This window comes from Butyricicoccus sp. Marseille-Q5471, assembly GCF_951230135.1.
GTDB lineage: Bacteria > Bacillota > Clostridia > Oscillospirales > Butyricicoccaceae > Agathobaculum.
The window spans coordinates 140304-163595 of the sequence record NZ_CATNVC010000003.1 but is presented as its reverse complement, the minus strand read 5'-3'; the positions used below and the strand labels follow the sequence as shown (position 1 = coordinate 163595).

30 protein-coding genes and 1 other annotated feature are annotated in these 23292 nt (G+C 56.2%); of the genes, 11 read left to right on the top strand and 19 right to left on the bottom strand.

Features of this window, described 5'->3' with window-relative positions; all coding sequences use genetic code 11:
- Positions 1-82 precede the first annotated feature (82 nt).
- From nagE to QOX26_RS05320, 3 genes are all read right to left on the bottom strand, one after another.
- On the bottom strand, positions 83-1549 hold the full coding sequence (gene nagE, locus QOX26_RS05330; RefSeq protein ID WP_283673887.1) for an N-acetylglucosamine-specific PTS transporter subunit IIBC: 1467 nt from the start codon (positions 1547-1549) through the stop codon (positions 83-85).
- Between the two features lie 141 nt (positions 1550-1690).
- The gene (locus QOX26_RS05325; RefSeq protein WP_283673886.1) at positions 1691-1948 is read right to left on the bottom strand and encodes an HPr family phosphocarrier protein; all 258 of its coding nucleotides are present in this window, start codon (positions 1946-1948) and stop codon (positions 1691-1693) included.
- A gap of 23 nt (positions 1949-1971) precedes the next feature.
- Positions 1972-2469: a PTS sugar transporter subunit IIA gene (locus QOX26_RS05320; RefSeq protein WP_283673885.1), complete on the bottom strand. Its 498-nt coding sequence runs from the start codon at positions 2467-2469 to the stop codon at positions 1972-1974.
- A gap of 377 nt (positions 2470-2846) precedes the next feature.
- On the opposite strand from QOX26_RS05320, the gene QOX26_RS05315 reads away from it, so the two are divergent.
- The 3 genes from QOX26_RS05315 (at position 2847) to QOX26_RS05305 (ending at position 5347) form a co-directional block, all read left to right on the top strand.
- The gene (locus tag QOX26_RS05315) at positions 2847-3215 is read left to right on the top strand and encodes an LPS biosynthesis protein (RefSeq protein ID WP_283673884.1); all 369 of its coding nucleotides are present in this window, start codon (positions 2847-2849) and stop codon (positions 3213-3215) included.
- 73 nt (positions 3216-3288) lie between these two features.
- A complete protein-coding gene (locus QOX26_RS05310) occupies positions 3289-4140 on the top strand; it encodes a helix-turn-helix domain-containing protein (RefSeq protein ID WP_283673882.1) in 852 nt (283 codons plus the stop codon).
- 187 nt (positions 4141-4327) lie between these two features.
- Positions 4328-5347 (top strand): Gfo/Idh/MocA family oxidoreductase, encoded by a 1020-nt coding sequence (locus QOX26_RS05305; protein WP_283673881.1) that lies wholly within the window; start codon positions 4328-4330, stop codon positions 5345-5347.
- Positions 5348-5420: 73 nt separating this feature from the next.
- Here the strand turns inward: QOX26_RS05305 and QOX26_RS05300 are convergent, their stop codons facing one another.
- A complete protein-coding gene (locus QOX26_RS05300; RefSeq protein WP_283673880.1) occupies positions 5421-5645 on the bottom strand; it encodes a helix-turn-helix domain-containing protein in 225 nt (74 codons plus the stop codon).
- Between the two features lie 132 nt (positions 5646-5777).
- On the bottom strand, positions 5778-5972 hold the full coding sequence (locus QOX26_RS05295; RefSeq protein ID WP_283673879.1) for a hypothetical protein: 195 nt from the start codon (positions 5970-5972) through the stop codon (positions 5778-5780).
- A 315-nt stretch (positions 5973-6287) separates the two neighbouring features.
- On the opposite strand from QOX26_RS05295, the gene pyrR reads away from it, so the two are divergent.
- From pyrR to carB, 4 genes are all read left to right on the top strand, one after another.
- Positions 6288-6830, top strand: coding sequence for a bifunctional pyr operon transcriptional regulator/uracil phosphoribosyltransferase PyrR (gene pyrR, locus QOX26_RS05290; protein ID WP_442870210.1), 543 nt, complete (start codon positions 6288-6290; stop codon positions 6828-6830).
- 50 nt (positions 6831-6880) lie between these two features.
- Positions 6881-7798 carry an orotidine-5'-phosphate decarboxylase gene (pyrF, locus tag QOX26_RS05285; protein ID WP_283673877.1) on the top strand — a complete coding sequence of 306 codons (918 nt, stop codon included), beginning with the start codon at positions 6881-6883 and terminating at the stop codon, positions 7796-7798.
- 238 nt (positions 7799-8036) lie between these two features.
- Complete coding sequence (locus QOX26_RS05280) at positions 8037-9134, top strand: carbamoyl phosphate synthase small subunit (protein ID WP_283673876.1); 1098 nt, start codon at positions 8037-8039, stop codon at positions 9132-9134.
- Positions 9134-12319 carry a carbamoyl-phosphate synthase large subunit gene (gene carB / locus QOX26_RS05275; protein WP_283673875.1) on the top strand — a complete coding sequence of 1062 codons (3186 nt, stop codon included), beginning with the start codon at positions 9134-9136 and terminating at the stop codon, positions 12317-12319. Before QOX26_RS05280 ends, carB begins: the two co-directional genes overlap by 1 nt.
- 57 nt (positions 12320-12376) lie before the next feature.
- On the opposite strand, the gene QOX26_RS05270 is transcribed toward carB, so the two are convergent.
- Positions 12377-12583 (bottom strand): helix-turn-helix domain-containing protein, encoded by a 207-nt coding sequence (locus tag QOX26_RS05270; RefSeq protein WP_283673874.1) that lies wholly within the window; start codon positions 12581-12583, stop codon positions 12377-12379.
- Positions 12584-12707: 124 nt separating this feature from the next.
- Positions 12708-12914: a helix-turn-helix domain-containing protein gene (locus QOX26_RS05265; protein WP_283673873.1), complete on the bottom strand. Its 207-nt coding sequence runs from the start codon at positions 12912-12914 to the stop codon at positions 12708-12710.
- Between the two features lie 98 nt (positions 12915-13012).
- Here QOX26_RS05265 and QOX26_RS05260 point away from each other — a divergent pair, with 98 nt between their 5' ends.
- Both QOX26_RS05260 and QOX26_RS05255 read left to right on the top strand, forming a co-directional pair.
- A complete protein-coding gene (locus tag QOX26_RS05260; RefSeq protein WP_283673872.1) occupies positions 13013-13228 on the top strand; it encodes a sporulation initiation factor Spo0A C-terminal domain-containing protein in 216 nt (71 codons plus the stop codon).
- Positions 13229-13288: 60 nt separating this feature from the next.
- Positions 13289-13684, top strand: a complete 396-nt coding sequence (locus tag QOX26_RS05255) for a hypothetical protein (protein ID WP_283673871.1) — start codon at positions 13289-13291, stop codon at positions 13682-13684.
- A gap of 40 nt (positions 13685-13724) precedes the next feature.
- Here QOX26_RS05255 and QOX26_RS05250 read toward each other — a convergent pair whose 3' ends face one another.
- The 10 genes from QOX26_RS05250 to rpmG form a co-directional block, all read right to left on the bottom strand.
- A complete protein-coding gene (locus QOX26_RS05250) occupies positions 13725-14891 on the bottom strand; it encodes a bifunctional histidine phosphatase family protein/GNAT family N-acetyltransferase (protein WP_283673870.1) in 1167 nt (388 codons plus the stop codon).
- Positions 14892-14893: 2 nt separating this feature from the next.
- Positions 14894-15799 (bottom strand): dihydroorotate dehydrogenase, encoded by a 906-nt coding sequence (locus tag QOX26_RS05245; protein WP_283673869.1) that lies wholly within the window; start codon positions 15797-15799, stop codon positions 14894-14896.
- Positions 15799-16569, bottom strand: coding sequence for a dihydroorotate dehydrogenase electron transfer subunit (locus QOX26_RS05240; protein WP_283673868.1), 771 nt, complete (start codon positions 16567-16569; stop codon positions 15799-15801). The genes QOX26_RS05245 and QOX26_RS05240 overlap by 1 nt, the downstream gene beginning before the upstream one ends.
- Before the next feature lie 113 nt (positions 16570-16682).
- Positions 16683-17051, bottom strand: a complete 369-nt coding sequence (gene rplL, locus QOX26_RS05235; RefSeq protein ID WP_283673867.1) for a 50S ribosomal protein L7/L12 — start codon at positions 17049-17051, stop codon at positions 16683-16685.
- A gap of 48 nt (positions 17052-17099) precedes the next feature.
- Entirely contained in the window at positions 17100-17669 is a 570-nt protein-coding gene (gene rplJ, locus QOX26_RS05230; RefSeq protein WP_283673866.1) for a 50S ribosomal protein L10, read from the bottom strand.
- A 12-nt stretch (positions 17670-17681) separates the two neighbouring features.
- Positions 17682-17829, bottom strand: a sequence feature (ribosomal protein L10 leader region).
- 78 nt (positions 17830-17907) lie between these two features.
- Positions 17908-18603, bottom strand: a complete 696-nt coding sequence (gene rplA / locus QOX26_RS05225; protein WP_283673865.1) for a 50S ribosomal protein L1 — start codon at positions 18601-18603, stop codon at positions 17908-17910.
- 102 nt (positions 18604-18705) lie between these two features.
- A complete protein-coding gene (gene rplK / locus QOX26_RS05220) occupies positions 18706-19131 on the bottom strand; it encodes a 50S ribosomal protein L11 (RefSeq protein ID WP_283673864.1) in 426 nt (141 codons plus the stop codon).
- A 96-nt stretch (positions 19132-19227) separates the two neighbouring features.
- The gene (gene nusG, locus QOX26_RS05215; RefSeq protein WP_283673863.1) at positions 19228-19764 is read right to left on the bottom strand and encodes a transcription termination/antitermination protein NusG; all 537 of its coding nucleotides are present in this window, start codon (positions 19762-19764) and stop codon (positions 19228-19230) included.
- 17 nt (positions 19765-19781) lie between these two features.
- On the bottom strand, positions 19782-20018 hold the full coding sequence (gene secE, locus QOX26_RS05210) for a preprotein translocase subunit SecE (protein ID WP_283673862.1): 237 nt from the start codon (positions 20016-20018) through the stop codon (positions 19782-19784).
- Positions 20019-20039: 21 nt separating this feature from the next.
- The gene (rpmG, locus tag QOX26_RS05205) at positions 20040-20189 is read right to left on the bottom strand and encodes a 50S ribosomal protein L33 (protein ID WP_283673861.1); all 150 of its coding nucleotides are present in this window, start codon (positions 20187-20189) and stop codon (positions 20040-20042) included.
- A gap of 304 nt (positions 20190-20493) precedes the next feature.
- On the opposite strand from rpmG, the gene ruvX reads away from it, so the two are divergent.
- Positions 20494-20913: a Holliday junction resolvase RuvX gene (gene ruvX / locus QOX26_RS05200; protein WP_283673860.1), complete on the top strand. Its 420-nt coding sequence runs from the start codon at positions 20494-20496 to the stop codon at positions 20911-20913.
- Positions 20914-20947: 34 nt separating this feature from the next.
- Here the strand turns inward: ruvX and QOX26_RS05195 are convergent, their stop codons facing one another.
- Positions 20948-21172: a hypothetical protein gene (locus tag QOX26_RS05195; RefSeq protein ID WP_283673859.1), complete on the bottom strand. Its 225-nt coding sequence runs from the start codon at positions 21170-21172 to the stop codon at positions 20948-20950.
- Positions 21173-21368: 196 nt separating this feature from the next.
- Between QOX26_RS05195 and QOX26_RS05190 the strand changes: the two genes are divergently transcribed.
- Positions 21369-21806: an Lrp/AsnC family transcriptional regulator gene (locus QOX26_RS05190; RefSeq protein ID WP_283673858.1), complete on the top strand. Its 438-nt coding sequence runs from the start codon at positions 21369-21371 to the stop codon at positions 21804-21806.
- 277 nt (positions 21807-22083) lie between these two features.
- Here QOX26_RS05190 and prfB read toward each other — a convergent pair whose 3' ends face one another.
- On the bottom strand, positions 22084-23208 hold the full coding sequence (gene prfB, locus QOX26_RS05185) for a peptide chain release factor 2 (RefSeq protein ID WP_283673856.1): 1125 nt from the start codon (positions 23206-23208) through the stop codon (positions 22084-22086).
- Between the last annotated feature and the right edge of the window lie 84 nt (positions 23209-23292).

The window sequence follows — 23292 nt, the reverse complement described above, 5'->3', positions numbered from 1 at the left end:
CAAAGACTGTTAAAACTGCCAAAAGGAAGGCGGGCATTGCCGCCCGCCTTCCCCCGGTTGCGCCGCAGCGCAATTTACAAACTTACTTTAGCATTTTGGCCATTTCGTCGGCTACGAACTGAACCTTGGTGCCCACAATGACCTGCACCGAGGTCTTGGAGGGACGCATGACGCCAGCAACGCCGGCAGCCTTGATCTTCTTTTCGTCGATTGCAGTGTAATCCTTGATTTCCAGACGCAGACGAGTGATGCAGTTGTCGAGCGAAACAACGTTGTCCTTGCCGCCCAGACCTTCGAGGATCTGCGCTGCAACAGCGGTGAAATCGTTGTTGGAAAGAACGGCCTTGTTGTCGTCGATCTCGTCGTCATCCTCGCGGCCGGGGGTCTTGAGGTTCCACTTGGTGATGACGAAGCGGAATACCACGTAGAATACCACGAATGCTGCAATGCCGAGCGGGATAATCATCCAGGTCTTCGCCGCTGCCGGAAGGGAAGCAGAGAACACAAGGTCGGTCAGGCCGGCGGAGAAGGAGAAGCCTGCGCGGAAGCCGACAGCCACCGTGATGACGGTGAAGATAGCGTACAGCAGAGCGTAGATCACGTACAGTGCGGGAGCGAGGAACATGAATGCGAATTCAAACGGCTCGGTAACGCCGCAAACGAATGCGCAGATAGCAGCCGCGCCTACCAGACCGGCGGCAATCTTTTTCTTGTTGGACTTGGCGGTGTGAACGATAGCCAGCGCCGCACCGGGGATACCGAACATCATGCAGGGGAAGAAGCCGGACATGTACATGCCCAGATCGTGACCGGCCTCGGCAGAGGTCAGGCCGCCCCAGAAGCTGCCCAGATCGTTGATGCCGATTGCGTCAAACCAGAATACCGAGTTGAGCGCATGGTGCAGGCCGAACGGGATGAGCAGACGGTTGAAGAACGCATAGATACCAGCGCCGATGGAGCCGGTGGAAACAATCGCGCCGCCGAACGCAACCAGTGCGCCGTAGACGATCGGCCATACGAAGAACAGGATGGCCGCCACAACGATCGAGATGACCGCTGTAACGATTGCGACACAGCGCTTGCCGGAGAAGAAAGAAAGTGCATCCGGAAGCTTGGTGTCCTTAAACTTGTTGTAGCAAGCGCCGCCGATGAGGCCGGCGAGGATGCCGATAAACTGGGTTTCGATCTTGGTGAACGCGGGGTTTACAGCGTCAGCTGCAACACCGGTCAGAACCGAAACAACGCCGGGGTTTAAGAGCTTGGTAATCATCAGCCAGGAAACCAGACCGGCAAGACCTGCGGTGCCGTCCTTATCGTTGGCCATACCAACTGCTACGCCGACAGCAAACAGCCACGACATGTTGTCAATCAGTGCGCCGCCTGCCTTAACCAGGAAGAAACCGATGATCTGGAGTGCGCCGGTGATGTCACCGCCCTGCATGGTAGCCGGGCAGAGCGCGTAGCCAATGCCCATCAGAATGCCTGCAACCGGCAGACACGCGACAGGGAGCATCAGGGACTTGCCGAGTTTCTGTAAATACTTCATCATAAGAGTTTGCCCCTCCTTTTTCTCTTTTGCCGCCTATTTTGACAGCAGTGTTGATGTCTATCGACGTTTTGGCCGTCCCAGCCGAACGGATGGCCAAAGCGCCATTTCCACCGCCCGCGCCTATCGGACGGAAAGAAATCCTTACAGGTTCTGCTTGAGGAACAGCTCCATCTCCTCTGCCGCTGCGTCCTCATCCGCACCGGTGATGGTCAGCCGGAGCAGGTCGCCCTGCTTTGCGCCCATGCTCATCACGCCCATGATGCGCTTGGCGTCGACCTCCTTCTTGGGGGATGCAATCTTGATATCGGACTGGAATTTCCCGGCCGCCTTGACCAGAAGGCCTGCCGGGCGTGCGTGGATGCCCAGTTCGTCGGTAATCGTGTATTCAATCGTTTTCATGCTGTCAAATCCTTTCTCCGTGGTTACTTCTTCAGCGTCAGCAGCGCGCCGCCGGCCGAAATCGAGCCGGGCTTTGCGCCCTCCACCGCACTGTACGCGTCACTGTTGCAAATGATGACCGGCGTTACGATGTCGTAACCTGCGGCTTTGATGGCCGCGGGATCGAACTCAATCAGCAGGTCGCCCTTTTTCACCTTGTCCCCAGCCTTGCAGCGGGCGGTGTAGTGCGCGCCCTTGAGCTGCACCGTGTCCAGCCCGACATGGATGAGCACCTCGGCGCCGTCCGCCGTCGTCATGCTGACCGCGTGGCCGGTGTCGAACATCACATCAATCACACCGTCAGCCGGCGCGGTAACGCGCCCCTCTGCCGGAATAATGGCTGCGCCTTTTCCCAAAATGCCCTGCGCGAACGTCGGGTCCGCGACTTCATCGAGCGGAACAACCGTTCCCGCAAGCGGGGCGGAGATTTCAATTGCAGCGCTGCCGCCACCCATCAACTTCTCCTTTAATTTTCCAAACATATCATCACACCTTTTTTGAGCAGTATATCCAGTGGGCATCGGAATAACCCTCCGGAAAATAAAAAGAACCAAATCTCAGCACAAGAAGACAGCTTAACTGTTTTCCTGCGAGAAATTTGGTTTTGCCCGCCGAAGCGGTAACAATCCAACCCACCGAAGTGGTCTCTTCACTTATCTGCACTCATTGTAACAAAGCGTTCACAAATTAGCAAGCTCTTTTTAGCAGTTTTTCCATGTCGTTTTACTTAAAAAATAAAGCAGAAAATTGGCAAATTGCACAAAATGATTGAGAAGTCGGCACATCGCGCACAACCTGTTGACGGAGCAGTGAGGATGCGATATGATGTCGATAAGACAAGAAAGAAAGGGAATTTTCAATGCAGATCGATAATAATGAGCTGGCTATTTTGCAGGATCGCCTCGACCGGGAGGGGTTTAAGGAAGAAGCCTGGAAAATCAAGCAGGAATTTCTAAAGCAGGTGCGCGAGTCGGGCGACCATTGTCCGTGCCGCGAGGCCTGCCCGCATCACGGCAACTGCTTCGAATGTGTTACCATCCACCGCGGCCACCGCGACCATCTGCCCCTGTGCATGTGGGACATGGTAAACGAGCGCCTTGCCGCGCTCTCGCACATGACCGAGGGTTCGCTGCGCGACTATGAAGACCGCAAGGCGCGCGAGGAAGCCGAGGCCGAAGGCTGCGGCGGCTGCTGCGAAGGCTGTGCAGGCGGCTGCGGCGAGGGATGATGCGCTCTTGACCACGCGCCCCGCGGTGTGCTACCATATTACATAAGAGGGAACACGCGAAAGGGGCCGGCGGATGATTCAGTGCTTTGTCAAAAAAGAATATGAGCCGCCGTTCGGGCTTACGGCGCTGCCGCGCCTGTTTTCGTGCAGCCATACCGACGCCGAGGGCAGTGTGCATCCGCGCGTCATGCATGCGCACCACGATTTGGTGGAGATTGCGCTGATTTGCGGCGGGGAAAGTGTGTATTTCGTCGGCGGCGTGGCCTATCAGGCGCGCCGCGGCGATCTTTTCATCTATAACAGCGGCGTGGTGCACGATGAACGCTCGGGGCCGGAGGCGCGCATTGCCAGCTACAGTCTGGCGCTCGGCGGCCTTGCCGTGCCCGGCCTGCGCGAAAACGCGCTGCTGCCTGAGGATGCGCCGCCCGTCTACCACCTGTCCGAAGCGCAGACCGCGCGGCTGGAGCGGCTGTACGCCGTGCTGTTCGACGAGCTGACCGCCGGCGGGGACGACGGCTGCCACCATCTGCTGATGGCGCTGCTGTCGGTCGTCAGCCAGTACATCGGAGCAAGCACATCGGCGCACTCGTCGGACGAAAACGCGCTGTCCCGCCGTGTCAAGGCGTATATCGACGCGCATTTTGCTGAGGAATTCAGCTTGCAGGCACTGGCGGACGGACTTCGCGTCAGTCCGTACTACCTGTCGCACGTGTTTAAGGATGTGACGGGGTATTCACCCTTGCAGTACGTGCTACGCCGCCGCATCGGCGAAGCACAGACCCTGCTCATCACGACCGGTCTGCCCATCACGCAGATTGCGGCGCAGGTGGGGTATGATAATCCGAGCCACTTCAACGCCCAGTTTTCCAAGGCGGTGGGCATGTCGCCGCGCAGCTTCCGTAAGGAGTACGTGGTGCACAAATAGCCTAGCGCAAGATTTTGAAAGTCCGCTTCAAAGCGCCGCCGTTTGGCGGCGTTTTTTTATCAAACAAATAACAAGAACGCTCTGTTTTTTTCGGCGGATGGGCGGTACAATGAAAGCATGAGAACGGGCGGCGTGAGAGAGCCGTCCCCAACGGATGAGACCGTGCTACGGAAGAGGAGAATGTATTATGAAGACTGTTAAAATCGGTTCTGTCGGCCTGGGTCGCCTGGGTTACGAGCATGCAAGCAACATTGCCACCCAGATTCCCGGCTGCGAGCTGGCTGCCATCTGCGATGTAGACGAAAAGCGCGTCAAGGAAGTCGCGGAGGAGTTGGGCGTTACCTATACTTACACCGACTTCGAGGAAATGTGCAAAAACCCTGAGTTGGACGCAATCGCTATCGTATCGCCCTCTTTCCTGCACACCCAGCAGATTGAGATTGCAATGCGCAATGGCAAGCACGTGTTCTGCGAAAAGCCGCTCGGCACTGACGTGGCCCAGTGCAAGGAAGCCGAGAAGGTTGTTGAAGCACATCCCGAGCTGATTTTCCAGCTGGGCTTCATGCGCCGCTTTGACAAGTCCTATGCCGAGGCCAAGCGCAAGATTGAAAACGGCGACATCGGCAAGGTCGTGCTCGTCCGTTCCTACACGCAGGATCCCCGCACCACCATCGAGTCCACGCTCAAATTCGCGCCCCACTCGGGCGGTCAGTTCCTCGATATGTGCGTGCACGACATCGACCTGATTCGCTGGTTCACCGGCTCGGACGTCAAGAACGTGTGGGCAATCGGCGGCGTGTTTGAGTTTGATCTGTACAAGGAGCTCAACGACGCGGACAACGCGGCGGCTACCGTGCAGATGGACAACGGCGCGATGGGCTTTATGTTCACCAACCGCACCCATGCCGCAGGCTCGAACGTCGAGACCGAAATCATTGGTACACACGGCACGCTGCGCATTGCGAACGTCGGCGCAAAGAACCTGCTCAACATCGTTGACGAGCATGGCTCGCGCGAGGAATACTATCCGGACTTTATGAGCCGCTGGCACGAGGCCTTTGTGGCAGAGTTGGTCGCGTTCACCAATCATGTCCGCACCGGCACAAAGCCTGCCGACCTGACTGTGTACGACGGCACCGCCGTATCGGAAGCCGCATACCGCTGCAAGGAGTCCTTCGAAACCGGCGCAATGCTGCCGATTCGATAAGTAAGTTCCCATTTTCATTTTTATCCTTATATGCAAGAGCCGCCGCACACGGTGCGGCGGCTCTTGCGGCTGTTTAATAGGACGGTTTACGGGGATAGGGACGCGGCTCGTCAGTGAGGCCGGCTAAGTAGTCCATGCTGGTATCCAGTGCGACGGCAAGGCGCTTGCACTGCTCGAAGGTCATGTATCGGATTTCGTTTTCCAGTTTGGAATAATCACTTTGGTCGATGCCGGTCAGCATCTGCATTTTAATCTGCGTATAGCCTTTGGCGCGGCGCAGTTGTTTTAGACGATTCATATTCATCACCAATTAAATTATGGCAAATTGACCTATTGACTTTAAGGTGAAATTGACCTATTATGAATATGGGAATGAAGCAGAACATAAAAAGAAGCGGGACGGTGTAAGCCATCCCGCTTCTTTTATGCTTTAGCCGATCATGTGGGAAACGCTGTTTGCCGCGGAGTGAGTCGCCTTGTTGACCGCGTGCTCGGCCTTGTGCGCCGCCTGCTTTGCGCCCTTGCGTACCGAGGGGTTCATCATAGCGCCCGCCGCCATCATGGAAACAACCGCTCCTGCAACCGCGCCGGTTGCAATGCCGGAAACAAAAGAAGATACTCGCATGTGTGTCCGCCACCTTTCAAAATTATCGGATTTGGTGCTGCGAAGATAGGTTGCCCGCTTTGAGGCACTTTGTTGCATCGTCCGGCTGAGCAAAAATTTCATAAAAAAACAAGTTTCTTTTGTCGCTTCGACTGTTTACAAATGTCTGCGCATAGGATATAATAAATCAAACAATCCGCCTTTAAGGCGCGGCCAGCGAGCCCGCCAAGGTAGAAAACAGTGCATACGCCGTCAGCCAAACAGGGGGACAGGTGTAATATTTTGTGCGGCTTTCTGCTTATGTGGCGGAAGGCTGTTTTTTGTTATTGCAAATCAATGGGAGGAGGCGTTCCATTGCCCGAAAAAAAGGCGGTCATTATGGATGCAGACGGCGTGCGCCGCGCACTGACCCGCATCACATATGAAATTGTGGAAAAAAATCAAGGCGCAGCCAATTTGGTGCTCGCGGGAGTCAAAACACGAGGCGTGTTTCTGGCCCGCCGCATTGCCGAAAAGCTGTGTGAGGTAGAGGGCAAAGCGCCGCCCGTCATCGAGCTGGACGCAACCCCGTGGCGGGACGACAAGCCCCGCGCGGACGACGCACCTCTGCCGCCGACCGACCCGCGTGTGACCGGCGCGACTGTCATCATCGTGGACGATGTGCTCTACACCGGGCGCACCGTGCGCGCCGCAATTGAAGCTGTGTCCCACATGGGGCGCGCAGGCCGCATGCAGCTGGCCGTGCTCGTCGACCGGGGACATCGCGAAATTCCCATTCGTCCGGACTATATCGGCAAAAACGTGCCGACCTCTCGCGAGGAGCGCGTTCGTGTCCGTCTGACTGAGGTGGACGGAGCGGATGACGTGCAAATCTTATAAGCTAACCTGTCCGTTTATCGCATCTTTTATGAAAAAGGAGTGCAGCATTTATGTCGATTCAAACACTGGTAGAGAAAATTAAGGAAAAAGGAAACCCGACCGTTGCAGGTCTGGACGCACGCCTGGAGTACATCCCGCCGCACATTTCGGGCCGCAATATGATGCTGCACGGCGAGACGCTCCGCGCAGCTGCCGAGAGCGTCGTCGCGTTCAACTGCGGTCTGATTGATGCGCTGTGCGACATCGTGCCCGCCGTCAAGCCGCAGGCCGCTTACTATGAGCTTTTGGGTTCTTACGGCGCAATGGCGCTCAAGGAAACAATTGACTATGCGCACGCAAAGGGCATGTATGTCATCGGCGATATCAAGCGCAACGACATCGGCGCGACCGCATCGGCGTATGCCGAGGCTTATCTGGGCAAGACCCGCATCGGTGACACCGAAATCGCGCCCTACGGCTGCGACAGCGTGACCATCAACGGCTATCTGGGCACCGACGGCGTTGAGCCCTTCCTCAAGGAGTGCCGGGCCCGCGAAAAGAGCCTGTTTATGCTGGTCAAGACCTCGAATCCGTCCTCGGGCGAGCTGCAGAACCGCGATATGGAAGGCATGCCGCTCTATGCGCGCATGGCAGAAATGGTCGCCAAGTGGGGCGTGGGACTGGATACGCCCTGCGGCTACAATCAGGTCGGCGCAGTGGTTGGCGCAACCTATCCGGAGGAGCAGCGCATCATTCGTGAGCTGCTGCCGCGTGCATATTTCCTCGTGCCGGGCTACGGCGCACAGGGCGCAACGGCAAAGGATATCGCAAACTCCTTTAACGACGACGGCCTCGGTGCAATCGTCAATTCCTCCCGCGGTATCATGTGCGCATGGAAAAAGACCGGCGGAGATGGGCATGATTATAAGGAAGCCGCCCGCGCGGAGGCCATCCGCATGCGCGATGACATCGTAGGGGCGATTAAGTAAAACGGCGAAAATACAAGCGGGCAGCCGCCAAAGAGGCGGCTGCTTTGTTGAAGATAACACTCGTGCGGTTTTTTATGCATAAAACCGCATAAATTTTCAAATTATCTTACACACAACGCTGCAAGTATGGTATAGTGTGTAGTATGAGAGACAGAAGTGTGCGCAGCGCGTGCGCAAAAGCCGGAATCATCGGAGGCAGGGCGTGCCTGCAGCCGAATTTCTAAAGGAGCGTGGAATTTTGAAAAAAGCGTATTTACTGCTTGCGGACGGCACCCTGTTTGAGGGTACGGCTGTCGGCTACGAGGGACAGTGCATCGGCGAGGTTGTATTCAACACCGGTATGGCCGGTTATCAGGAAGTGCTGACCGATCCGTCGTATTTTGGCCAGATTGTCACAATGACTTATCCGCTGGTCGGCAACTACGGCATCAACTTTGAGGACTATGAGAGCCGAAAGAGCTGGGTTTCCGGCTTTATTATGCGCGAAATGTGCGATTTGCCGTCCAACTGGCGTTGCAAGCTGTCGCTGGATGACTACCTCAAGAGCCAGAAGGTCGTCGGCCTTGCCGGCATCGACACCCGCCGCCTGACCCGCATCCTGCGAAACAGCGGTGTAATGAATGGCGTGATTTATACAGAGGGTTATCAGCCGGACAAGCAGACGATTGCGGATATGAAGGCCTATGTGGTCAAGGACGCGGTCAAGTCCGTCACCTGTGCTGAGAATATCGTGCATCCCGCAGAGGGCGAGCAGAACTATCGCGTGGCGCTTTTTGATTACGGCGTAAAATACAACATCGAGCGCGAGCTGTGCAAGCGCGGCTGTGAAGTGACGATTATTCCGGGCGACACCGCACCCGAGACTGTGATCGGCGGTGGGTACGACGGCATCATGCTCTCAAACGGCCCCGGCGACCCGGCGGAAAACGTGCAGATTGTTGAAAACCTCAAAACCCTGCGCGAGAGCGGCATCCCGATTTTCGGCATCTGCCTCGGCCATCAGCTGATGAGCCTTGCAATCGGCGCGGAAACCTGCAAGCTCAAGTACGGTCACCGCGGCGTTAACCACCCCGTCAAGGATCTGGACGAGGATCGCACCTACATCACCTCGCAGAACCACGGCTATGCGGTTGTCGGCGAAACGGTCGACCCCGCCGTCGCACGCGTGCGCTATGTCAACCTCAACGACGGCACGGTTGAGGGCGTGGAGCACATCGGCAAGCCCATCTTCACCGTGCAGTATCACCCCGAAGTCTGCCCGGGACCGATGGACACCAGCTATCTGTTTGATATTTTTATTGAAAATATGGAGAAAACCAAGGGAGGTGCTCAGTAATGCCGCTGCGCAAGGATATTAAGAAGGTTTTGGTACTGGGCTCTGGCCCGATTATTATCGGCCAGGCGGCCGAGTTTGACTATGCAGGCACGCAGGCCTGCCGCGCCCTGCGCGAAGAGGGTCTGGAGGTTGTGCTCGTCAACTCCAACCCCGCGACCATCATGACCGACAAGGCCATGGCGGACAAGGTCTATATTGAGCCGATGACCGTTGAAGCCGTACAGGAGATCATCAAGAAGGAACGCCCGGACTCGCTGCTGCCCAACCTTGGCGGTCAGACCGGCCTGAACCTTGCGATGGAGCTGTGCGAAAACGGTTTCCTCGACCGCATGGGCGTGAAGCTGCTCGGCGCGAATCCGGAAACCATCGCCAAGGCCGAGGATCGCCAGATGTTCAAGGACACGATGGAGAAAATCGGTGAGCCCTGCATCGCTTCCAAGGTTGTGCACACGGTTGAGGACGCGGTTGAGTTCACGCGTGAAATCGGCCTCCCGGTCATCATCCGTCCCGCCTACACGCTCGGCGGCACGGGCGGCGGCATCGCCTACACGTGGGAGCAGCTGCGCGAAACGGCCGCAACCGGCATCATGTACTCCCGCGTGGACGAAATCCTCGTCGAAAAGTGCATCGCGGGCTGGAAGGAAATCGAATACGAGGTCATGCGTGACCATAAGGGCAACGCCATCACCATCTGTAATATGGAAAACGTCGACCCGGTCGGCGTGCACACGGGCGACTCGGTCGTCGTTGCGCCCAGCCAGACGCTGTGCGACAAGGAATATCAGATGCTCCGCACCTCGGCGCTTAAAATCATCACCGAGCTGGGCGTGGAAGGCGGCTGCAACGTGCAGTATGCGCTGCATCCCGAGTCCTTCGAGTATGCCGTTATCGAGGTAAACCCCCGCGTTTCGCGCTCGTCCGCGCTCGCTTCCAAGGCGACCGGCTATCCGATTGCCAAGGTGACCGCCAAGATTGCGGTCGGCTACGGTCTGGACGAAATCGAAAATGCCGTTACCGGCAAGACCAAGGCCTGCTTCGAGCCGACGCTCGACTACTGCGTGGTCAAGTTCCCGCGTTGGCCGTTTGATAAGTTCGTATACGCTGATAATTCGCTCGGCACGCAGATGAAGGCGACGGGCGAGGTCATGGCGATTGACAACTCGTTCGAGGGTGCGCTGATGAAGGCCGTGCGCGGCTGTGAAATCAAGCTCAGCTCGATGATTATGCCCCGCCTTGCCGAAAAGAACGAGGCGGAAATCCGCAAGGGCGTTGCCACCGTGGACGATCAGCGGCTGTTCCACATCTGCGAAGCCTTCCGCCGCGGCATGATGTCCATCGAAGAAGTGCACGATGTGACGACCATTGACGTGTGGTTCCTCAAAAAGTTGATGCATATCATCGAAATGGAGCACGCGCTGGAAAAGGCCGATGCAATTGACGCCGACCTCTACCTGCGCGCGAAAAAGATGGGCTTCCTCGACAAAACGATTGAAGAGCTGTCCCAAAAGGACATTTCGGCCGTCAAGCGTCTGCCTGTTTACAAGACGGTAGACACCTGCGCCGCCGAGTTTGAAGCCGAAACCCCGTATTACTACTCCACCTTCGACGACGAGAGCGAAGTAAAGCCGTTCTCCGGCAAAAAGAAGGTGCTCGTGCTCGGCTCGGGCCCGATTCGTATCGGACAGGGCATCGAGTTTGACTACTGCTCGGTGCACGCTGTTATGGCACTTAAAGAGCTGGGCTGTGAGACGGTTATCATCAACAACAACCCCGAAACCGTATCGACTGACTTTGACACGGCTGACCGCCTCTATTTCGAGCCGCTGACTCCCGAGGACGTGACCGGTGTTGTAAATGCCGAAAAGCCCGACTACGCCATCGTGCAGTTTGGCGGACAGACTGCCATCAACCTTGCCGCCCACATCGAAAAGCTCGGCGTGCCGATTCTGGGTACCCCTGCGTGGTCGATTGATGCGGCGGAGGATCGCGAGAAGTTCGACGTTATCCTCGAAAAGTGCAGCATTCCGCGTCCGGCAGGCCATACGGTCATGACCGAGGACGAAGCCGTTACCGCGGCGGATGAGCTGGGCTATCCGGTGCTCGTTCGTCCGTCCTACGTGCTGGGCGGTCAGGGCATGGAAATCGCGTACAAGGAAGAGGACGTGCGCGAATTTATGAAGGTCATTACCCGCAACAAGGTGGAAAACCCTGTGCTGGTCGATAAATACATGATGGGACGCGAAATCGAGGTTGACGCCATCTGCGACGGCGACGATATCCTCATTCCCGGCATCATGGAGCATTTGGAGCGCGCAGGCGTGCACTCGGGCGACTCCATTTCGGTCTATCCGTCCATCACCATTGAGGATCGCCACAAGGAAGTAATCATCCAGTACACCGAAGCATTGGCGAAGAACCTCAATGTGCTCGGTCTGGTCAATATCCAGTTTGTGCTGTATAACGATGAGGTCTACGTGATCGAGGTAAACCCGCGTTCGTCGCGTACCGTGCCGTATATTTCCAAGGTAACGGGCGTGCCGATGGTCGATTTGGCGACGCGCTGCATGTTCGGCGAGAAGCTGCGCGACATGGGCTGCGGCACCGGTCTGCATCCCGAGGGTGAGCATTACGCCGTTAAGGTGCCGGTGTTCTCCTTCCAGAAGCTGCGCGATCTGGACACCCAGCTCGGCCCTGAAATGAAGTCCACGGGCGAGGTGCTCGGCGTTTCGACTTCGTTCCGTCAGGCGCTTTTGAAGGGTCTGCTCGGCGCGGGCTTCCAGATGAAGAAGAAGGGCGCGGTGCTCATTTCTGTGCGTGATTCGGACAAGCAGGAGGCCATCCGCATCGGCGAACGCTTTGAGCGGCTCGGCTTTGAGATTTTTGCGACGAGCGGCACGGCAAACGTGCTCAACCGTCACATGGTCGCGGCGAACGCCATCCGCAACGTGGACGAGCCCAGCCCGAACATCATTGACCTCATCGAGTCGGGCAAGATTGACTATGTCATTGCCACCTCAGTTAAGGGTCGTCATCCGGAACTTGGCTCGGTGCACATTCGCCGTACCACGGTTGAGCGTGCGATTCCGTGCCTGACCTCGATTGACACCGCCTCGGCGCTGCTGCGCTGCCTTGAGGGCGACGTGAAGATCGAAAACTGTGAAATGGTCGATATTAACACGCTGTAAGCTTGGTATAAACGAAAAAGAGGAGAAACCGAATGGTTTCTCCTCTTTTTTCATGGTTTAGCGTACGACCTCGATAATTTCTTCGATTCCGCAGTCGAGTGCGACACACACTTTGAGCAATACGTCGATATCATAGCGCGAAATGTTATCCTTGAAATAGCGGTCTAACGTCTGATAGGGAATCCCTGTCATTTTGCAAAGCTGATAGCGGTTCATCGCGCGTGCTTCCATTGCTTCGCGTATCATCAATTTAATACTGCTCATTCTATCACCTAAATTATACATTAACCATAACTTAGCAAATTTACAATTGGTCATTTTTAGTATATGATCAACTATATATTATTCGAGTGATATAGTGAGCACCTTTTAAGGAAGTTTACGCAACCTACCGCACGACCTCGATAATTTCTTCGATACCGCAGTCGAGCGCGATGCACATGCGCAAAAGAATATCGCTGTCATAGCGAATGACCTTGTTTTTATAGTAATTATCCACGGTTTGGTACTGAATGCCGGTTCGTTTATGCAATTCATAGCGCGTAATGTTCAGGCGCTGCAACGTTTGATCCAGACGAATACGAATACTGCTCATTTTTGTCACCTCATATATACCCTAATCAATATATATTTAATTGACAATTCATTTATATGCATATATATTTATATAAAGATATAAAGGGAGATGAGGATATGAATAATAAAAAAGCGGAGCGGCTTATCGAGGCCGTGGCGCAGAAAAACGGTGTAACAACACAGGAGGTTCGCCGCGAGCTTGAAACGATGATCAAGCAAATGTTCTCCGCTCCATCGGACGAGCTGACGCGTTTCCGCCAGAGCCAAATCCCCTGCAAAGGCGCGCGCCCGACGCCGGAGGAGCTGATTGTCTATCTCGTCGGCCGGATGTAGCGGCTTTCTATTGCCCTGCCTTCCAAATTGTGGTATGATAGGCTCGTGGAGGGATGGCTGATGAAAAAACAAAACCCGCTGCTGATTACGGCCTCGGCAATCGCGCCGCTGCTGAGCATCGTGTGTTACCTATTGCAGTCGCAGGTGACTGGTTTAGTCACGCGCGGTGGGTCCATGGGCTGGCTGATACTGGTGTATCCGTTGCGAATCCTGAGCTATTTGATTATCACACTGTGCTGTTTTGCCGCCTTGCGTGCGTGGAAGCCGCAGTCGACCGCTATGCTTACGCTCGCATCCGTCTGCGTGTTGTGCCTGCTGATTGCAGTGCCGCCGTATCTGGGCGCACCGTATCTGTCGGCGACGCTGTGGCGCAGCACCGCGTTGGTCATCCCGCAGATGCTGTTTGGCCTCATCTGCGCGCTCATTGTGCTGCTCATTCGCAGCCGTGAAATCTGAATATTAAAAAGCTGCTGAGCATGCTCAGCAGCTTTTTTGTTTAATCAATCGCAATTCGCTTGAACATGCGGTAATGCTTGCCGTTTTCGTTGACATGCTCGCCGCGCTGCTCAAAGGAAAATTTATGATAGAATCCCTTGGCGCGTTCGTTGTGCTCGGCCACGTGGGCGCATAAGTAGGTCTTGCCCAGCCCGCGGTATACGCTGATGGCCTGCCCTAGAATCTGTTGGCTCAGCCCGCCGCCGCGGTATTTTTCGTCGATGCAGAAACCGCCGACCATGCCAACCTCGGGTTCGTCCTGCTTGGTAGTGTCCATCAGCACGAGCGCAGCGGTGTCGCCCGTGTCGGGCAGGATGCCGAAGGTGACCGACCGCGGACAAATCTTCTGCATCGCCGCCACGCGCTCGAGCAGCTCGTCGGGATGCAGGTTGCTGTCCGTCCCGTAGGCGTTTTGGTGCAGCTCGCGCATGTAGCGAATGATTTCTGACGCATCTGCATCGTCCAGCGGATTGGCGCGGCGGAACCACACCTGCTGCGTGGTGGGCGCACCCTTTGCGTCCTTCCAGCCGAGCGCCGCAAAGGTGGAGAGTGCGGCAGGGAGGTGGGAGGCGTCGTTCTCGTAAATGACCTCGACCTTGTCCGGACCGTCAAACTCCAGCTTGGCAACGCAGGTGTTGTCGCCCCAGCCGATTTCGCCCATTTGCTCCGCCTTCCATCCATGCGCCAGCGTCAGCGCACCGCGGATGGCCGAGCCGTGGGTGACGACGGCAATGGTCTGTCCGTCGCGCTCGCGCACCAAATCGCGCACACCGTTCAGCATGCGCTCGCCCGAGCAAATCACGCTTTCGCCGTGCGGCGGCACCGCGTCCCACGGGCGGGAGCGCCAGTTTGCGTACTCCTCCGGCCAGAACAGCGGCAGCTCCGCCCAAGTGAGATCCTCCCAGTCGCCCATGTCAATCTCGCGCAGAATGGGGCGAATTTCCACCCGCATGCCCTTCGCGCCCGCAATCGCGCCCGCCGTTGTCCGCGCGCGGAACAGGTCGGAGGAATAAATTGCGTCAAGCGCTACGTGCTCAAACCGCTTGGCAAGGCAGGGGAGCTGCTCATATGCGCGGGGGGTGAGCAGGCTGTCATACTGGCCGTGGCAGCGGCGGTAGACATTGCCCTCGGCCTCGGCGTGGCGGATGAGATAGACGGTCGTATTCATGTTCAGACCTCCACCGCGCCAGACAGCTCGCGGACGGATTTGACACCGTGCGCGTCCATCCACGCGGTCAGCTCGTCGAGCGCCTTGACCGGTGCGAGGGGATCGGCGAACATCGCCGTGCCGATTGCGACCGCATCTGCGCCCGCCATCAGCATTTCAACGATGTCGCGTCCCGTGCGGATGCCGCCCATGCCGATAATCGGCACGTCAACAGCCTTGCGCACCTGATAAACCATGCGCACGGCGACGGGGAACACCGCGGGGCCGGACAGGCCGCCCATGACGTTGGACAGGATGGGACGGCGCTTCTCGATGTCGATGCGCATGCCGAGCAGCGTGTTGATGAGCGAGAGCGCGTCCGCGCCTGCGTCAACGGCGGCGCGTGCGATTTCGGCAATGTCGGTCACATTTGGGGACAGCTTGACAATCAGCGGCCGCGTGGCCTTGCGCTTGGCGGCCGAAACGACCTCCTGCACCATGTCCGGACGTGTGCCGAAGGCCAATCCGCCGCATTTTACGTTAGGACAGGAGATGTTCAGCTCAATCAGGTCGACGTCGGCAGCCGAGATCTTCTCGACCATGCCCTCGTATTCCTCGACCGTGTTGCCCGACACATTGGCGATGATTTTGGTGTCGAACTGGCGCAGATAGGGAATCTGCTCCTCAATAAAGCGGTCGATGCCCGGATTTTGCAGGCCAACGCAGTTGAGAATACCCATCGGCGTCTCCGCGATGCGGGGCGCGGGGTTGCCGAGCCGCTCGTGCGGGGTCATACCCTTCACGCCGATGCCGCCGAGCATCGAAAGGTCGAAAAATTCGCCGTATTCATGCCCGAAGCCAAAGGTGCCGGAGGCGGTCGTCAGCGGGTTTTTGAGCTCTACGCCGCAGATGTTGACGGTCATATCCATTACCACTGTACCTCCTCTGCATCAAATACCGGGCCGTCCTTGCAGACATGGCCGTAGCGGGTTTCGCCGTTCTTGGCACTGAGCGCACACGCGCAGACCAGACATGCGCCGATGCCGCAGCCCATGCGCTCCTCCATCGACACCTGACAGGGAACCCCTGCTTCCTTGGCAATCGCTGCGATGGCCTTCAGCATGGGCTTGGGGCCGCAGGCGGCAACGCCGGTCGCGCCGGTGATTTTCTCGCGCAGCACATCGGTTACAAAGCCGTGCACGCCGTAGGAGCCGTCGTCGGTGCAGACGGTGTAGTCAAAATCCGAAAACTCAGGCTCGAGTACAACGAGGTCACGCGTGCGTGCGCCGGCAATCATCGTGACCGCAGCGCTGTTCTTCGCGCAGGTCTTGGCGGTCAGCAGCATGGGCGGCACGCCGATGCCGCCGCCGAGCAGCACGGGGCGTGCGCCGAGCTTTGCAGCATCAAAACCGTGGCCGAGGGGACCAAGCACGTCGATTTTATCGCCTGCTCTGCGCGCAGCAAGCCACGCTGTGCCGTCGCCCTTGACTTCGTAGAGCATGGTGAGCGTGCCTGCCTCGCTGTCCGCATCGCAGATCGAGATCGGACGGCGCAGCAGATTGCCCTCGCCGCAGGTCAGGTGGACAAACTGGCCGCAGGCCGCGGAGGCGGCGATTTTCTCGGTCTTAATCACCATGCGGTAGAGTCCGGAACCCAAATATTCATTTGCGCGAACCGCGCAGATTTCCTGAATTGCCATTTCAATTCCCCTTTCGGTGGTGCTGTATTTATTGTACAGGATTTTCGCACAAAAGGCAAAGAAAAAACGCTCCCTCGTGATGAGAGAGCGTTTTTGTGAAGTTCAAAAGAAACTTACTTGAGCTCGACCTTAGCGCCGGCAGCCTCAAGCTTCTCCTTGATCTCGTTAGCCTCAGCCTCGGGAGCAGCTTCCTTGATGGTTGCGGGAGCGCCGTCAACCTTCTCCTTAGCTTCCTTCAGGCCCAGACCGGTGATCTCGCGAACAACCTTGATAACGTTGATCTTGGAAGAGCCAGCCTCAACCAGAACTACGTCGAAATCGGTCTTTGCTTCAGCAGCAGCCTCAGCGCCGCCTGCAGCAGCACCAGCAACAGCTACGGGCGTAGCAGAAACGCCAAACTCTTCTTCCAGAGCCTTAACCAGCTCGGACAGCTCCAGAACCTTCAGTTCCTTGACTGCATCCATAATCTCCTGTACAGACATGGGATATACCTCCGTTTTGTTTTAAATTTAAGTTAAAATAAAGAATTCTTACTCGGCAGCGGGAGCTTCCTCCGCGGCTGCTGCAACGGCTACCAGATCGGCAACCTTCATATCCTCGTTGCCCTCGGCCTTCTTGACGATCGCGTCGCAAGCAATAGCCAGCTGCATGATAGGATAGTTGAAGCTGTACAGAACCTGCGCGATAAGGGTTTCCTTGTTCGGCATGTTCGCAAGCTTCTGGACCTCAGCTTCCCCGATGACCTTGCCTTCCAGGAAACCAGCCTTGATCTTGAAGTTCTCGTGCTTCTTAGCGAATTCGCCCAGAATCTTAGCAGGAGCGACTACGTCGTCAGTCATGCTGATTGCCAGAGCGGTGGTACCGTTCAGGTGCTCGTCCAGAGCTTCAAAGCCCAGTTCGTTGCACGCGAAGCGGATCATGGTGTTCTTGATAACGGCATACTCAACGCCAGCGGCACGCATATCGCGGCGCAGCTTGGTATCATCCTCAACGGTGATGCCCTTATAGTCGACCAGTACGCCAGCGGGAGATTTCTTGATCTTCTCAACCAGAGACGCAACAAGTGCCTTCTTTTCTTCCAAAACCTTTGCGTTCGGCATCTTTTTCACCTCCTAAAAAAATAAAGTACCCTTTTGTACAAAGACAAGAGGGTACACAATAAACAAATCTGTTTCATGTGCTGACCTCGGCGGGCGGCGTACAAATCGCCTTTCAAGCCTTGCGGCTGCCTGCTGTCTTTGACCAAGCTATTACAGTATAACAGCGTGATATTCACTTGTCAAGCACTTTTTATAAATTTAAGAGCTGCCTTTTGAGCAGCTCTTAAAGGAAACAGACTTAGTCCATCAGCTTGGCAGCATTGACCTTCACGCCGGGGCCCATGGTGGAAGCAACCACGCAGGAGCGGACGTACTGGCCCTTTGCAGCCGACGGCTTGGCCTTGATAATCGCGCCCATCAGAGCGTTGAAGTTGTCAGCCAGCTTCTCCGCGCCGAAGGAAGCCTTGCCGATCGGGCAGTGGATGATGTTGGTCTTGTCCAGACGGTACTCAATCTTACCTGCCTTGGATTCCTGAACAGCCTTGGCTACGTCCATCGAAACCGTGCCTGCCTTCGGGTTCGGCATCAGGCCCTTAGGACCGAGCACCTTACCAAGGCGGCCGACGATACCCATCATGTCGGGCGTCGCAATGACAACGTCGTAGTCAAAGAAGTTTTCCTTCTGGATACGCTCCAGCATATCCTCGGCGCCAACGTAATCAGCGCCGGCGGCCAGCGCTTCGTCAGCCTTTGCGCCCTTTGCGAACACCAGAACGCGAACGTTCTTGCCGGTGCCGTGGGGCAGTACGATTGCGCCGCGGACCTGCTGGTCAGCGTGACGCGAGTCAACGCCAAGCTTTACGTGCAGCTCGATGGTCTCATCGAACTTTGCCTTGGCAGTGGACAGAACGGTGTCCAGCGCCTCGTTGGTGTCGTACAGCTTGGAACGATCAACCAGCTTTGCGCTGTCTACATATTTTTTACCTTTATGCACAATAAATCCTCCTTAAGTGGTAAGCGGGAAATTCCCTCCCACTGTATGCGGCGGAACTGCCGCAGTTCGTTTCGCTTACTTGGGGGCAAGAGCCGGTTGCTCTTACTCCTCTACCGTTACACCCATCGCGCGGGCGGTGCCGGCAACCATGCTCATTGCAGCTTCCAGAGAAGCGGCGTTCAGGTCGGGCATCTTGATCTCGGCGATCTTCTGCAGGGAAGCCTTGGACAGCTGAGCAACCTTGGTCTTGTTCGGAACAGCCGAACCGGACTCGATGTTGCATTCCTTCTTAATCAGAACAGCTGCCGGGGGGGTCTTGGTGATAAAGCTGAACGAACGGTCAGCGTAAACCGTAATAACGACCGGGATGACCATACCCACGTCGTTCTTGGTGCGCTCGTTGAATTCCTTGGTAAAGGCCATGATGTTAACGCCGTGCTGACCCAGAGCCGGACCTACCGGGGGGGCCGGCGTTGCCTTGCCTGCGGGAATCTGGAGCTTAATATAACCTACTACTTTCTGTGCCATGGTTGAGGGTTCCTCCTTCAATAAATGTGGTGGCTGGCGAGCGTTTCGCACGCTCTCCCACTTGCCATGCGGACGAAAAAGCTGTCCGCTTTTTGTTTAATCGTTGAGCGTCTCGACCTGGTCGAGCTCAAGCTCGACGGGGGTTTCGCGGCCGAACATGGAAACGACAACGTTTACCTTGTTCTTATCAGGCTCCAGCTTATCGACAACGCCGATAAAGCCGGCCAGCGGACCGTCGATGACGCGCACACTGTCGCCTTCCGCGTAGCTGATCTCGATTTCGCGCTTTTCAACGCCCATCGAAGCGATCTCTTCCTCCGTCAGCGGAATCGGACGGCTGCCGCCCGATTTATCCTGACCGACAAAGCCGGTGCAGCCGCGCGTATTGCGCACGAGATACCAGGTTTCGTCTGTCATCACCATTTTGACCAGGACATAGCCCGGAAAGAGCTTGCGCTCAACCTCACGGGTTTTGCCGTCCTTGACCTCGGTGACGGTTTCGACGGGGATGTTAACTGCGGGGATCAGGTCATGCAGCTTGCGGTTTTCGACCGCTTTTTCGATCGAAGAGGCTACTTTGTTTTCATAGCCCGAGTATGTGTGAACCACATACCACTTTGCAGCGTCTGACATTAAAAGCCTCCTTACGGTCAGGCGGCGGAAGCAAATTGCATCAGCAGCGCCTGCACGCCGAGGTTGAATACGGCATCGAGGATCCAGATAAAGATACCGACGATTACAACACTGGCGAGAACCACCAGCGTGTTGTTAATGGTCTGCTGGCGGGTAGGCCAGACGATCTTGCGGCACTCACTCTTGAGCTCGCGGAACCACTTGCCGATGCGAGAGAAGACAGAGGGCTTCTTAACCTTGGTTTCTTCAGCCATGAAGCAACTACTTCCTTTCTCTTACTTAGTCTCTCGATGGGGCGTATGCTTCTTGCAGAAACGGCAATACTTGTTCATCTCAAGACGGTCCGGATCATTCTTCTTGTTCTTCATCGTGTCATAATTTCTTTGCTTGCACTCAGTGCAGGCGAGCGTAACCTTTACGCGCATTAACGGCACCTCCTTCTTAATTCGGCCGGAGCTTTTTGGTGGCCGGCCATGTTGTCCCGTTGTCCATATATACCTTTTATATATGCGTGGGGACTTTTTGCCTCCCTTTGCCAGCGTTCTAACGCGTTTTTTCAGACACACGAAAAAAGCGCGCAAAAAAAAGAACCTGCATAGGTTCATTTATTATAGCATGCCAATTTAGGGTGGTCAAGTTTTTCTGTAAAAAAAACTGCCTTAAAAAGTGCTGAATTTTTTAAAAATTTGTGTTATAGTTATACTAACCACAAGATATAGGAGTAAAACGATGAAGATATTGGGCATAGATTACGGTGACGCACGCACCGGGCTTTCCATCTCCGACGCGACCGGGCTGCTTGCGGGTTCGCCGAGCGTCATTCACGAATGGAATTATGACAAGCTGGTCGACAAGCTGACCGCACTTATCGAGCAGGAGAAAATCGAAGAAATTGTGCTTGGCCATCCGAAAAACATGGACGGCACGGTGGGCGCGCGCGCGCAGAAATGCGAAGCACTGGCTGATACGCTCAAGGAACGCACCGGTGTGCCGGTCGTGCTGTGGGACGAGCGCCGCACCACGGTGGCCGCGCATGATATTCTGCATCAGGCGGGCAAGAAAAGCAAGCAGCACCGCCAGACGGTGGACGCGGTCGCGGCTTCGCTGATTTTGCAGGGATATCTGGACTTCAAACGGCGGCAGGGATGACAAAACCCGCCGGAAACGGCGGGTTTTGGGAAAATCAGGTGCGCGGATGGCCGAGCGCAATCAGGCGCGTCCAAAGGTGGGCGGAATACAGCGTTGCACCCGCGCCAACCGCAAGAATGCCCCAGCAGGCGGCATAGTAGGCGAGCGAGCCGGCGGTTACAACGCGGCAGACGATGACAATCAGCGCAATGAGCGCAATCAGCAGGACGGCCAACACGGCGAGGCCGCGGCCGAGAATGGTTTTTTCTTGGGTTTCCATGAGGAATGCCTCCAATCATCAGGTTTTTCTTATGCTGTTATTGTACCGTTAAAATCGCCTGTTTTCTATGCCTTAATTAAGGCATTATGCCTATCGCGCCGAACGGTTTTAAGCAGTTTTCATAAAACACTTTACGGATTTTAGGTGCAATTCACGGGCAATCATGTTTGAGCAAAGGGGACACGGAGACAGCGATATGGATACGACTGATTACGAAATTTTACGCATCCTGCAAGCGGACGGGCGCATTACGATGAAGGCGCTGGCGGGGCGCATCAGTATGAGCGTGCCCGCGGCGGCCGAGCGCGTGCGGCGGCTGGAGGAGCAGGGCGTCATTCAGGGCTACCGCGCCGAGATTGACCCGGCCGCGCTCGGCCGGCGGGTGGAGGCGGTAATTCTGGCGATCGATCGGCCGGGGCTGTCCGTCAAGCTGCGCGAATTTGCCGCGGACTGTCCGGATATCACGGAGGCGTGGGATCTCGCGGGGCGGGTCAATGTGCTGCTGCGCGTCAGCTGCCGTGATATGCCCGCGTTTCAGCAGCTTGCCGCATCGCTTCAGCAGTTGTGCACAACCGAATCCTATCTGTTTCTGAACGAATTTAAGAATACCGGCGTGCCAATCGAAAATGAATAGACATAAATAAAGGCGGTTCCCCCAAGGGAACCGCCTTCCGGCTTGTCGCAGAATGTTCCGCGCCGTCGCGCATATTAAATAGCCAATTGCAGCATCGCTGTAATTTACATAAAAAGGCAGGACATGCGCCTGGCTTTTGATACAAACCGACTGCAAGTGTGCCCGAAGGCGCGCGCAGCAGCCGGAACAATCGTTTGAAAGCGTGGTTTCAAACGAAGGCTGTCGACCTTGTCGACGGCCAAATAAAGGCGGTTCCCAAGGGAACCGCCTTCGCTTTTTACTTGGTTGCCCAGTTGCCGGTGGCAAGCGCGGTCAGATAGGCGTTGATGAAGCCGTCGATCTCGCCGTCCATGACAGCATCGATATTGCCGGATTCAAATGCCGTGCGCGTATCCTTGGCAAGGGTATAGGGCATAAAGACATAGGAGCGAATCTGGCTGCCCCATTCAATCTTCTTCTGGTCGCCCTTGATGTCGGAAATCTTATCGAGATGCTCGCGTTCCTTGATTTCGACCAGCTTGGAGCGCAGCATGCGCATACAGTTGTCCTTGTTCTGGAACTGGCTTCGCTCGGTTTGGCACGAAACGACGATGCCGGTCGCCTTGTGAATCAGACGCACCGCGGACGAGGTCTTGTTGATGTGCTGACCGCCCGCGCCGGAGGAGCGGAATACCTGCATTTCGTAATCGTCAGGCTTGATTTCAAAGTCGGTGGAGTCGTCCGGAATGTCCGGAATGACTTCGATGGCCGAGAACGAGGTGTGGCGGCGGCCCGATGCGTCAAACGGCGAAATGCGCACCAGACGGTGCACGCCGGACTCGCCCTTGAGGAAGCCGTAGGCGTTTTCGCCCTCAATGAGGATGTCGGCACTCTTTAAGCCGGCCTCGTCGCCGTCCTGATAGTCCATGATTTTATAGGTGAAACCGTGGCGCTCCGCCCAGCGGGTGTACATGCGGTAGAGCATCTCGCACCAGTCTTGCGCCTCGGTGCCGCCCGCGCCCGCGTGGAACGACATCAGCGCGTTGTGCGAATCGTACTCGCCGGTCAGCAGTGTGCCCAGCTTCTGTTCGGCGATGCCCTCTTCGAGCACCTTGTAGCCGCTTTCCAGCTCCTCGAGCATGGACTCGTCGCCCTCTTCGATGGCCATTTCGCAGATGGTCATCAAATCCTCCCACGAGGTTTCCAGCTTGTTAAAGGATTCGATTTTGCCGCGCAGCGCACCCATACGGGATACGACCTTCTGGCTCGACTCGGGATCGTCCCAAAAGCCGGGCTGCGACGACTTCATTTCCAGCTCGCTGACCTCGCGTGCGGCCTGTTCCAGACCGAGGTTGCCGCGCAGTTCATCCAAATCCGGTTTGATATTGGTCAGTTTGACCTTGTATTCCTCAAATTGCAGCATGTACATGCTCCTTCACAGATACAAATTTTTCAGTACCTTATAGTATAGACAAAAAACGGCGCGTTGTAAAGAAAATTTCGGTTT

Bases quoted from the DNA above. Each gene is read 5' to 3' on its own strand.
- QOX26_RS05305 (WP_283673881.1), top strand. From the start codon at position 4,328: ATGAAGACTGTTAAAATCGGTTCTGTCGGCCTGGGTCGCCTGGGTTAC.
- prfB (WP_283673856.1), bottom strand. From the start codon at position 23,208: ATGCTGCAATTTGAGGAATACAAGGTCAAACTGACCAATATCAAACCG.
- rplL (WP_283673867.1), bottom strand. From the start codon at position 17,051: ATGTCTGTACAGGAGATTATGGATGCAGTCAAGGAACTGAAGGTTCTG.
- QOX26_RS05270 (WP_283673874.1), bottom strand. From the start codon at position 12,583: ATGAGCAGTATTAAATTGATGATACGCGAAGCAATGGAAGCACGCGCG.
- rpmG (WP_283673861.1), bottom strand. From the start codon at position 20,189: ATGCGCGTAAAGGTTACGCTCGCCTGCACTGAGTGCAAGCAAAGAAAT.
- rplJ (WP_283673866.1), bottom strand. From the start codon at position 17,669: ATGCCGAACGCAAAGGTTTTGGAAGAAAAGAAGGCACTTGTTGCGTCT.
- QOX26_RS05315 (WP_283673884.1), top strand. From the start codon at position 2,847: ATGCAGATCGATAATAATGAGCTGGCTATTTTGCAGGATCGCCTCGAC.
- QOX26_RS05295 (WP_283673879.1), bottom strand. From the start codon at position 5,972: ATGCGAGTATCTTCTTTTGTTTCCGGCATTGCAACCGGCGCGGTTGCA.
- QOX26_RS05195 (WP_283673859.1), bottom strand. From the start codon at position 21,172: ATGGAAACCCAAGAAAAAACCATTCTCGGCCGCGGCCTCGCCGTGTTG.
- QOX26_RS05245 (WP_283673869.1), bottom strand. From the start codon at position 15,799: ATGGATATGACCGTCAACATCTGCGGCGTAGAGCTCAAAAACCCGCTG.
- QOX26_RS05300 (WP_283673880.1), bottom strand. From the start codon at position 5,645: ATGAATCGTCTAAAACAACTGCGCCGCGCCAAAGGCTATACGCAGATT.
- QOX26_RS05190 (WP_283673858.1), top strand. From the start codon at position 21,369: ATGGATACGACTGATTACGAAATTTTACGCATCCTGCAAGCGGACGGG.
- carB (WP_283673875.1), top strand. From the start codon at position 9,134: ATGCCGCTGCGCAAGGATATTAAGAAGGTTTTGGTACTGGGCTCTGGC.
- QOX26_RS05265 (WP_283673873.1), bottom strand. From the start codon at position 12,914: ATGAGCAGTATTCGTATTCGTCTGGATCAAACGTTGCAGCGCCTGAAC.
- QOX26_RS05240 (WP_283673868.1), bottom strand. From the start codon at position 16,569: ATGGCAATTCAGGAAATCTGCGCGGTTCGCGCAAATGAATATTTGGGT.
- rplK (WP_283673864.1), bottom strand. From the start codon at position 19,131: ATGGCACAGAAAGTAGTAGGTTATATTAAGCTCCAGATTCCCGCAGGC.
- QOX26_RS05250 (WP_283673870.1), bottom strand. From the start codon at position 14,891: ATGAATACGACCGTCTATCTCATCCGCCACGCCGAGGCCGAGGGCAAT.
- nusG (WP_283673863.1), bottom strand. From the start codon at position 19,764: ATGTCAGACGCTGCAAAGTGGTATGTGGTTCACACATACTCGGGCTAT.
- ruvX (WP_283673860.1), top strand. From the start codon at position 20,494: ATGAAGATATTGGGCATAGATTACGGTGACGCACGCACCGGGCTTTCC.
- pyrF (WP_283673877.1), top strand. From the start codon at position 6,881: ATGTCGATTCAAACACTGGTAGAGAAAATTAAGGAAAAAGGAAACCCG.
- QOX26_RS05255 (WP_283673871.1), top strand. From the start codon at position 13,289: ATGAAAAAACAAAACCCGCTGCTGATTACGGCCTCGGCAATCGCGCCG.
- pyrR (WP_442870210.1), top strand. From the start codon at position 6,288: ATGGGAGGAGGCGTTCCATTGCCCGAAAAAAAGGCGGTCATTATGGAT.
- QOX26_RS05260 (WP_283673872.1), top strand. From the start codon at position 13,013: ATGAATAATAAAAAAGCGGAGCGGCTTATCGAGGCCGTGGCGCAGAAA.
- QOX26_RS05310 (WP_283673882.1), top strand. From the start codon at position 3,289: ATGATTCAGTGCTTTGTCAAAAAAGAATATGAGCCGCCGTTCGGGCTT.
- QOX26_RS05320 (WP_283673885.1), bottom strand. From the start codon at position 2,469: ATGTTTGGAAAATTAAAGGAGAAGTTGATGGGTGGCGGCAGCGCTGCA.
- nagE (WP_283673887.1), bottom strand. From the start codon at position 1,549: ATGATGAAGTATTTACAGAAACTCGGCAAGTCCCTGATGCTCCCTGTC.
- secE (WP_283673862.1), bottom strand. From the start codon at position 20,018: ATGGCTGAAGAAACCAAGGTTAAGAAGCCCTCTGTCTTCTCTCGCATC.
- QOX26_RS05325 (WP_283673886.1), bottom strand. From the start codon at position 1,948: ATGAAAACGATTGAATACACGATTACCGACGAACTGGGCATCCACGCA.